The 8,547-nt window shown below is 71.9% G+C and carries 8 protein-coding genes and 3 pseudogenes; 6 read left to right on the forward strand and 5 right to left on the reverse strand.

What is annotated here, in order from left to right:
• On the forward strand, positions 1-616 hold a 616-nt coding region (locus tag ABZY11_RS40505; protein WP_356483967.1), incomplete at its 5' end, for a maleylpyruvate isomerase family mycothiol-dependent enzyme.
• 72 nt (positions 617-688) lie between these two features.
• Here ABZY11_RS40505 and ABZY11_RS40510 read toward each other — a convergent pair.
• Positions 689-910 (reverse strand): annotated as a pseudogene (locus ABZY11_RS40510) (MarR family transcriptional regulator); the annotation flags it as partial.
• A 1-nt stretch (position 911) separates the two neighbouring features.
• Here ABZY11_RS40510 and ABZY11_RS40515 point away from each other — a divergent pair.
• Positions 912-1,310 (forward strand): annotated as a pseudogene (locus tag ABZY11_RS40515) (MFS transporter); the annotation flags it as partial.
• A gap of 98 nt (positions 1,311-1,408) precedes the next feature.
• Here ABZY11_RS40515 and ABZY11_RS40520 read toward each other — a convergent pair.
• The 3 genes from ABZY11_RS40520 to ABZY11_RS40530 form a co-directional block, all read right to left on the reverse strand.
• Positions 1,409-2,074, reverse strand: a complete 666-nt coding sequence (locus tag ABZY11_RS40520) for a response regulator transcription factor (RefSeq protein ID WP_356483968.1) — start codon at positions 2,072-2,074, stop codon at positions 1,409-1,411.
• Entirely contained in the window at positions 2,071-3,357 is a 1,287-nt protein-coding gene (locus tag ABZY11_RS40525) for a sensor histidine kinase (RefSeq protein ID WP_356483969.1), read from the reverse strand. The genes ABZY11_RS40520 and ABZY11_RS40525 overlap by 4 nt, the downstream gene beginning before the upstream one ends.
• Positions 3,358-3,456: 99 nt before the next feature.
• A complete protein-coding gene (locus ABZY11_RS40530) occupies positions 3,457-4,161 on the reverse strand; it encodes a TetR/AcrR family transcriptional regulator (protein ID WP_356483970.1) in 705 nt (234 codons plus the stop codon).
• A gap of 128 nt (positions 4,162-4,289) precedes the next feature.
• Here ABZY11_RS40530 and ABZY11_RS40535 point away from each other — a divergent pair, with 128 nt between their 5' ends.
• On the forward strand, positions 4,290-4,742 hold the full coding sequence (locus tag ABZY11_RS40535; protein WP_356483971.1) for a nitroreductase family deazaflavin-dependent oxidoreductase: 453 nt from the start codon (positions 4,290-4,292) through the stop codon (positions 4,740-4,742).
• A 59-nt stretch (positions 4,743-4,801) separates the two neighbouring features.
• Here ABZY11_RS40535 and ABZY11_RS40540 read toward each other — a convergent pair whose 3' ends face one another.
• On the reverse strand, positions 4,802-6,016 hold the full coding sequence (locus ABZY11_RS40540; RefSeq protein ID WP_356483973.1) for a geranylgeranyl reductase family protein: 1,215 nt from the start codon (positions 6,014-6,016) through the stop codon (positions 4,802-4,804).
• A gap of 183 nt (positions 6,017-6,199) precedes the next feature.
• Here ABZY11_RS40540 and ABZY11_RS40545 point away from each other — a divergent pair, with 183 nt between their 5' ends.
• The 3 genes and pseudogenes from ABZY11_RS40545 to ABZY11_RS40555 form a co-directional block, all read left to right on the forward strand.
• Positions 6,200-7,564 (forward strand): dipeptidase, encoded by a 1,365-nt coding sequence (locus ABZY11_RS40545; RefSeq protein ID WP_356483972.1) that lies wholly within the window; start codon positions 6,200-6,202, stop codon positions 7,562-7,564.
• 63 nt (positions 7,565-7,627) lie between these two features.
• Positions 7,628-7,977, forward strand: a pseudogene (locus ABZY11_RS40550) (DUF1266 domain-containing protein); the annotation flags it as partial.
• A gap of 132 nt (positions 7,978-8,109) precedes the next feature.
• The coding region (locus ABZY11_RS40555; RefSeq protein WP_356483974.1) for an MBL fold metallo-hydrolase at positions 8,110-8,547 on the forward strand (438 nt) is incomplete at its 3' end.

Genomic DNA, 8,547 nt, shown 5'->3' on the forward strand with positions numbered 1-8,547 from the left:
GCGAACTGGACGCCGAGCGCCGCGCACGGCTGCGCGCCATCGACCCGGACGGCACCCTCGTCTCCTAGCCGATCTGGACGGGACGGAACTGCTCGACTGGTTCCGCGAGGGCCACGGCCTCCTGGTGGACGCGCTGGACACCGCACCGGCCGGACTGGAGTGCTGGACCTTCCTGCCCGCGCCGTCGCCCCTGGCCTTCTGGGCCCGACGGCAGGCGCACGAGACCACGATCCACCGGGTGGACGCGGAGTCGGCCCGGGGCGGACGGCCGTCACCGGTGCCGGACGCTCACGCGGTGGACGGCATCGACGAGTTGCTGCGCGGCTTCCACGCGCGCCCGCAGAGCCGGGTACGCACCTCGGCGCCGCGCTCCCTGCGGGTGCGCGCCACGGACGCCGACGCCATCTGGACCGTACGGCTCTCGCCGGAACGGCCGCAGGCCGTGCGTGCGGACGGAGCATCCGAAGAGGGCGTTGTGGACTGCGAGTTGAGCGCGTCGGCCGAGGAGCTCTACCTGACGCTCTGGAACCGGCTGCCGCTCACCGCGATCACCGTGACGGGCGATCCGGAGCCCGCCCGGATCTGGTGCGAGAAGTCCGGAGTCACCTGGTCCTGACCGCAGGCCGGGGCGATCCGGCATCCGACGCGGCGCCCGGCCCCGCCCTCCCGGCCGGCACCGACGCCGGTCTCAGTCCCGCGGCCCTTTCAGCATCCGGGCGAGCACCGACCTCTGCACCGGCTTCACCTCGGCATGGCGCGCCCGGCCCTTGGCCGTCAGCTCCACCCGGACGCCGCGCCGGTCCTCACTGCACATCCCCCGGCGCACCAGGTCGTCCTTCTCCAGCCGTGCGACCAGACGGGACAGCGCGCTCTGGCTCAGATGGACCCGGGCGGCCAGCTCCTGCACCCGAATGCCGTCCATGCTGCTGCTCGGCGCGGCCTGCGCGCCGACCTTCCCCTCGCTCAACATCCAGGCGACCAACGGGGTGGACGACGACGAGCAGGGCATGGTCTCGGGTCCGCTGAACACCTCGATCCAGGTCGGCGGGGCGATCTTCCTGGCGGTCGTGACCGCAGTGATCACGGCGCACGGCAGCGGCGACGGATCACGCCAGGCGGTCCTGGACAGCTACCGGCCCGGCCTGGTCGTGGTGACCGTGGTCGCGTTCGCCGGGCTGCTGATCACGCTCACCGGACTGCGGCGCCGCCGACCCGTTCAGCACACGGTGCTGGTCGCGTCCTCCGAGCTGGACCGTGCGGCCGGGGCCGGGACGACGGCCGCCGCGCAGAAGGTCTCCGTGCGGGACTGACCGCCGGTCGAGGGGGAAGACGCGGTGTCCGGCCGGGGCACTTGTCCTGCGGCCGGACACCGCACCTGTGACGCTGCCACACCCCCGCCGCTCTCGGGTCAGCCGAGCCAGCCCGGCCGTACCAGCCCCGACTCATAGGCGAGCACGACGAGTTGCGCCCGGTCGCGGGCGCCCAGCTTCACCATGGTGCGGCTGACATGGGTCTTGGCGGTGAGCGGGCTGACGACCAGCCGCCGGGCGATCTCCTCGTTGGAGAGCCCTATGCCGACGAGCGCCATCACCTCCCTCTCCCGCTCGGTGAGTCCACCCAGCCCCGTCGCCGCCACGGGCTCCTTGGATCGGGCCGCGAACTCGGCGATCAGGCGCCGGGTGACCCCGGGCGAGAGCAGGGCGTCGCCGCCCACCACCGCGCGTACGGCGCGCAGCAGTTCGTCCGGTTCGGTGTCCTTGACGAGAAAGCCGGAGGCCCCGGACCGGATCGCCTCGAAGACGTACTCGTCCAGCTCGAAGGTGGTGAGCATGACCACCTTGACGTCGTCCAGCCGGGCGTCCCCGGTGATGGCGCGGGTCGCGGCGAGGCCGTCGAGACGCGGCATCCGGATGTCCATCAGCACGATGTCGGGCCGCACTTCGCTCACCAGCCGCACGGCTTCCGCGCCGTCGGCGGCCTCCCCGGCCACCTCGATGTCCGGCTGGGCGTCCAGCAGGGCCCGGAAGCCCGCCCGGACCAGCGACTGGTCGTCGGCGAGCAGTACGCGGATCACGGTGTCTCCTCCTGGTGTGACGCCGTGCCGGACTCTCTGTGTGCCGCCGTGCCGGACGAACCGGACGGCAGCGGAAGCTCGGCCCGTACCCGGAAGCCGCCGTCGGCCCGGGGGCCCGCCTCGATCGTGCCACCCAGCACGGCGGCCCGCTCCCGCATTCCCGCCAGCCCGTTGCCGCTGCCTCCGGCGTCGCCGCCGGTGGCGGGTCCTTCGTCGTCGATACGGAGCCGGATGCGGCCGGGCCCGTATGCGATCCGCACCTGTGCGGTACGCGATCCGGAGTGCCGGACCACGTTCGTCAGCGCCTCCTGCACAATGCGGAAGGCGGCGAGATCCGCGCCGGGCGGTACCGGTGGCCGTACGCCTTCGGTCTGGACGGTGACGGTCAGTCCGGTGCTCGCCGCCTGCTCGACGAGCTCGGGGAGCCGGTCGAGTCCGGGAGCCGGGGCCCTGGGGGCGTCTCCGGGGGTACGCAGGGTGTCGAGGACCTGGCGGACCTCTCCCAGCGCCTCCTTGCTGGCGGCCTTGATGGTGGTGAGGGCGGCACGCGCCTGCTCGGGGTCGGAATCCAGCAACGCGAGACCCATGCTCGACTGGACGTTGATGACGGAGATGCTGTGGGCCAGGACGTCGTGGAGTTCGCGCGCCATCCGCAGCCGTTCCTCATCGGCCCGGCGCTGCTCCGCTGCCTCCCGTTCCGCCCGCCGGTCCGCCCACTGCTCACGGCGTACGCGTACGAACTCGGCGGCGGCGATGATGGCCACCACCCAGGCGGCGATGCCCAGTTCCTGTCCCCAGGCGGCGGGATGGTCGTCGGAGGGCGGGAGCCACCGGTAGAGCCAGTGCGCCACCAGGACGTGTCCCAGCCACACCATGCCGACGGCCGACCATGCGGCCCGCCGGTGTCCGGCGACGACGGCGCTGAAGCAGCCGACGGCGACGGCCAGGAAGACCGGCCCGTACGGATAGCCGGCCACCAGATAGATCATCGCCGCGGCCGAGCTGCCGAAGACGGCCACCACGGGGTGCCGGTGGCGCAGCAGGAGCACGGCGACGGCCAGGAAGAGCAGCAGCCGCGCGAAGAGGTCGAGCGGGGCCCGTTCGTCCATCTGTCCCCGGGCCGCGATGGTCGAACCGATCATGACGACGGCACCGATCAGGATCGTCGACGGCCAGGGCAGCCGGGCGGCGGACTGCTCCGGCGCCCCGGTCAGCCACCGCGGCGGCGCGCCGTGTACCCAGGGGGGACCGCCGCCGCTTCGGTGTGAACGCTGATCTTCCATGCCGGCCACGCTAGACCGCGGGCCCCGTCGGAGGCGTCAGCCGGGCGTGGTGATCACCCGTACTCCCCGGGGAGTACGTCGCACCGGGCCGGACAGCCCTCAGTTCCTGTCGCCGAGCAGGCCGACCGTGCGGGCCAGATCGATGACGGCTTCCCGGAAGAAGATCTCCCGGGCCTCCACCACCCGGTTGAACTGGCCGAAGATCTCGAAGGAGATCAGCCCGAACAGCTGTGACCAGACGGCGATCAGCGGGGCGGCGACCTCCAGGGGAAGGCCGGGGGCGAACTCGGCGACCATCCGCCCCGCCTCGGCGCGCAGCTCGTCGGCGAGCGGCGGCAGGGCCAGGCCGTCCGCGCGGTGGGCGTCCGCGACCACGGCGATCAGCACGAGGCCGACGCGGGAGGCGGGGCCGATCGTCGCCTGCGGGGCGGTGTAGCCGGGCACGGGCGAGCCGTAGATCAGGGCGTATTCGTGGGGGTGGGCGAGGGCCCAGTCGCGTACGGCGCGGGCGACTGCGATCCAGCGGTCCAGGTGGGTGGCGGCCTCGGCACCGGCGGCCCGGTGGGCGGCCTCCGCGGTCTCGCCCACGGAGTCGTACGCGTCGACGATCAGGGCGGTGAGCAGCTCGTCGCGGCTGGGGAAGTAGCGGTAGAGGGCGGAGGACGCCATGCCGAGCTCCCGTGCGACGGCGCGCAGCGACAGCTTGGCGGCGCCCTCGGCCGCGAGCTGTTTCCTCGCCTCGTCCTTGATCGCGGCGGTGACCTCGATACGGGCCCGTTCCCTGGCTCCTCGGACAGTGCTCATGGGCATCAGTCTGCCATGAAGGCAGAGCACCGACCAATAACGAGAGCAGTGCTCTTGCTTTTGAGCACCCATCCCGTGCACACTGATCTCAAGCGAGAGCACCGCTCTCGAAATCTTGGGGAGTCACCATGTCTCAGCCGTACTACCTTCAGGGCAACGCCTTCAACGTCCGGATGAACGGCATCGTCGGCTGGCTCGCCCGCCATGGCGTCAGCATGTTCGGCTCGGCCGAGATGTCGGTGCGCGGCCGCAAGAGCGGGCAGATGCAGCGCATTCCCGTGAACCCGCACACCCATGAGGGCACGCAGTACCTCGTCTCCGCCCGGGGCCACTCCCAGTGGGTGCGCAACATGCGCGTCGCCGGCGGCGGCGAGCTGCGGGTGGGCCGGAAGGTCCGTGCCTTCACGGCGGTGGAGATCGCGGACGACGAGCAGAAGGCGCTGATCATCCGTACCTACCTGGAGCGGTGGGGCTGGGAGGTCAACGACTACTTCCAGGGCGTCACCGCGAAGTCCTCGGACGCCGAACTGCTGGCGGCCTGCCCGGACCACCCCGTCTTCCGGATCGCCGTGGAGGGCTGACCGTGCGGCCAGCCCCTCCCCGGGGGCCGGGCGATGTCCGCCCGGCTGTCGGACACGGCCTAACGATCCATCGCGGACAGCGCCCGCTGCGCCAGCGGATGCGTACGGACCAGCTCGCCGAGCGAGGTCGTTCCGCGGGTGATGCCGGCGAACGCGTTCCAGGCCGGACGGAATCCCGTCAACACCGCGTGCAGCACCCCCGGACGGCGCTCGAACAGCTTCAGCATGCGTCGTCCGACGCCCATCTCGACGCCGAGGCCCGCCTTGATGGCGAACGCGTAGTTCAACGCCTGACGCCGGGCGTCCACCGCGTCGTGCGACTCCGCGATCCGGACCGCCCACTCGCCGGCGAGCCGCCCCGACCGCAGCGCGAAGGAGATCCCCTCGCGGGTCCACGGCTCCAGCAGCCCCGCCGCATCGCCGCACACCAGCACCCGCCCACGTGACAGCGGCGAGTCGTCGCTGCGGCAGCGCGTCAGATGACCGGAGGAGATCTTCGGCTCGAAGCCGGCGAGGCCGAGCCGGGCGATGAAGTCCTCCAGGTACCGCTTGGTCCCTGCCCCGTCACCTCGCGCCGAGATCACCCCGACGGTCAGCACATCGCCCTTGGGGAAGACCCAGCCGTAACTGCCGGGCATGGGGCCCCAGTCGATGAGCACCCGCCCCGCCCAGTCCTCCGCGACCGTGGGCGGAACCGGGATCTCCGACTCCAGGCCGAGGTCCACCTGGTCGAGCTTCACCCCGACATGGGCCCCTATCCGCCCCGCACTGCCGTCGGCACCGACGACCGCGCGGGCCAGGACCGTCTCGCCGCCGGACAGCACCACGGCGACCGTGCGCCGGTCGGGCACCGAGGCGCCGTGCTGCTCGACCCTGGTCACCGTCGCGCCGGTGCGCAGTTCTGCGCCCGCCTTCTGCGCCTCCTCGACCAGACCCGCGTCGAACTCGGGGCGGTTGATGAGTCCGAAGAGCATCCGCTTGGAGCGGCGGGTCCGCGAGAGCCTGCCGTTGAGCGAGAACGTCACCGCGTGGATCCGGTCCCGCAACGGGAGTTCGAACCCGGGCGGCAGCGAGTCACGCGAAAACCCGATGATGCCGCCACCACATGTCTTGTACCGGGGAAGCTCCGCCTTTTCGAGGAGCAGCACCCGTCGGCCGGCGACTGCCGCCGCGTATGCCGCGGAGGCTCCGGCCGGTCCGCCGCCGACTACGACGACATCCCACACGGACGACTCTTCGTGCTCCTGTACGGCGTCTGCGTTCTCGCTGCTCACGATGTGCTTCTGCTCCCGATCCCACCAGTGGCCCATGCTGCTCACGGCATCCTACGGCGCGTTGCCCCCGGCCCCCGCTGTGGGAGGATCGACCGTACGTTCGTCCTGCATGCGACGCCGCACACCCGGTGTGCATGTGGCCGGATTCGTACATATAACGTCGCACCCACGAGGAGCGTGCCCATGACCGCCCGTCCGATTTCCGAGACCATCGCCTCGCTGATGCCCCGTGCCAAGGCGGAGCTGACCGAGCTGGTGGCCTTCCGGTCGGTGGCGGATCCCGCGCAGTTCCCGAAGAGCGAGTGCGAGGCGGCCGCCGACTGGGTCGCCGACGCGCTGCGCGCCGAGGACTTCCAGGATGTCGCCCTGCTCGACACCCCCGACGGCACCCGGTCCGTCTACGGCTTCCTGCCCGGCCCGGCCGGCGCCCCGACCGTACTGCTCTACGCGCACTACGACGTGCAGCCGCCGCTCGACGAGTCCGCCTGGCTCTCGCCCCCGTTCGAGCTGACGGAGCGCGACGGCCGCTGGTACGGCCGCGGTTCGGCCGACTGCAAGGGCGGCTTCATCATGCATCTCCTCGCCCTGCGCGCCCTCAAGGCCGACGGCGGCGTCCCGGTCTCCGTGAAGGTGATCGCCGAGGGTTCCGAGGAGCAGGGCACCGGCGGTCTGGAGCGGTACGCGGAGGCGCACCCCGAACTGCTGGCCGCCGACACCATCGTCATCGGCGACACCGGCAACTTCCGGCTCGGCCTGCCGACGGTCACCGCGACACTGCGCGGCATGACGATGCTGCGGGTCACCCTCGACACCCTCGAAGGGAACCTGCACTCCGGGCAGTTCGGCGGCGCCGCCCCGGACGCGCTGGCCGCGATGATCCAGCTGCTGGCCTCGCTGCGCGCCGAGGACGGCACCACGACCGTCGACGGGCTCGCCACGGACACCGAATGGGACGGACTCCAGTACCCGGAGGCCGATTTCCGCAAGGACGCGAAGGTCCTCGACGGTGTCGGGCTGATCGGCGCGGGCACGGTCGCCGATCGCATCTGGGCCCGGCCCGCCGTCACCGTCATCGGCATCGACTGCCCGCCGGTGATCGGCGCGACGCCGTCCCTCCAGGCGAGCGCGCGGGCGCAGATCAGCCTGCGGGTCCCGCCGGGCCAGGACGCGGCAGAGGCGACCGCGCTGCTGACCGCCCACCTCAAGGCCCACGCCCCGTGGGGGGCCAGGGTCTCGGTGGAACAGGTCGGCCAGGGCCAGCCGTTCCGCGCGGACACCTCCAGCCCGGCGTACACGTCGATGGCGCAGGCGATGGAGGCCGCGTACCCGGGCGAGAAGATGCAGACGTCCGGCATGGGCGGCTCGATCCCGCTCTGCAACACCCTCGCCGCCCTCTACCCGGAGGCGGAGATCCTGCTGATCGGTCTGAGCGAGCCGGAGGCACAGATCCACGCGGTGAACGAGAGTGTGTCGCCCGAGGAACTGGAGCGCCTGTCGCTCGCCGAGGCCCTGTTCCTGCGCAACTACGCGGAGTCCAAGGACGCCTGACGTCGCGTCACTGATCCTGCCGTGTTCCTGCGGACCTCCTGTTCGCAGGGCTCGGCACGGCCGCGGCGCATCGTCCGGTACGAGGCGCGGTTCCGCGCCGACGGGCTGCTGCCGCGGACGGGGTGGTCACCACCACAGTCGCCTACAACTACGGGCGTGTCGTGAACCTGGCCCGCTGGGGACTGTCGGCCCGGTTCTGCCACCCGCACGAGGCCCAGCAGGCGATCGTGCACGCGGGGGCGCTGAGCAGGTCGGCCCATGAATCGTGGGAGAGCCTCTCCGCTGCGTACACGCTGGGCAGGGTGCTGCGCTTCGACGACGAGCAGTACGGCACGTACTCCGAGCAGAACGTCACCGCTCACCGTCTCCCGACGGAGAACGAGGGCAGCCCGTGGCGGAACGTCCCTTGGCGCTGGCTCCTGCTCGCACCCGCCCCCGCGGGCCTCGGGCTGCCCGTGCGGCCGCACCGCCGCTACGCGCTCAGCGAAGCTCGCCCAGAGCGTAGATCGATGACTGCGGGCGGTCCGTCCGCGTACGTTCGTGGCATGGATCCCGTCGAAGTGCTCCCCCAGCTGCACATGTTCCGCTTCCCCATCGGCCAGGCCTACCTGTGGCGTGACGGCGCCGACCTGACTCTGATCGATGCGGGCGACATCAACGCGGCGTCCGCGATCGAGGACGGGGTGCGCAGCCTGGGCCTGGACCCGGGCCGCATCTCCCGGATCGTCGTCACCCACGGGCACTGCGACCACTACGGCGCCGCTCAGGAGCTCGCCGACCGGCACGGCGCCGAGATCCTGGCCCATCGGCTGGACGCCGCGGTGATCCGGGGCGAGGAGGAGATCGCCGATCCCGTCCTGCTCGACTGGGAGCTCCCGCTATGGGAGCACGCGCGGACCGTGCCCCCGGCCCCGCCGACCCGGGTCGACCGCGAGCTGGCCGACGGCGCCGATGGTGATGCTACCGTCGGTGAGGTAGCGCTC

Source organism: Streptomyces sp. NPDC006510 (assembly GCF_040611955.1).
Classification (GTDB): domain Bacteria; phylum Actinomycetota; class Actinomycetes; order Streptomycetales; family Streptomycetaceae; genus Streptomyces.

Coding starts and splice junctions, on each gene's coding strand:
- ABZY11_RS40525 (WP_356483969.1), bottom strand. CDS start 3,357: ATGGAAGATCAGCGTTCACACCGAAGCGGCGGCGGTCCCCCCTGGGTA.
- ABZY11_RS40530 (WP_356483970.1), bottom strand. CDS start 4,161: ATGAGCACTGTCCGAGGAGCCAGGGAACGGGCCCGTATCGAGGTCACC.
- ABZY11_RS40535 (WP_356483971.1), top strand. CDS start 4,290: ATGTCTCAGCCGTACTACCTTCAGGGCAACGCCTTCAACGTCCGGATG.
- ABZY11_RS40545 (WP_356483972.1), top strand. CDS start 6,200: ATGACCGCCCGTCCGATTTCCGAGACCATCGCCTCGCTGATGCCCCGT.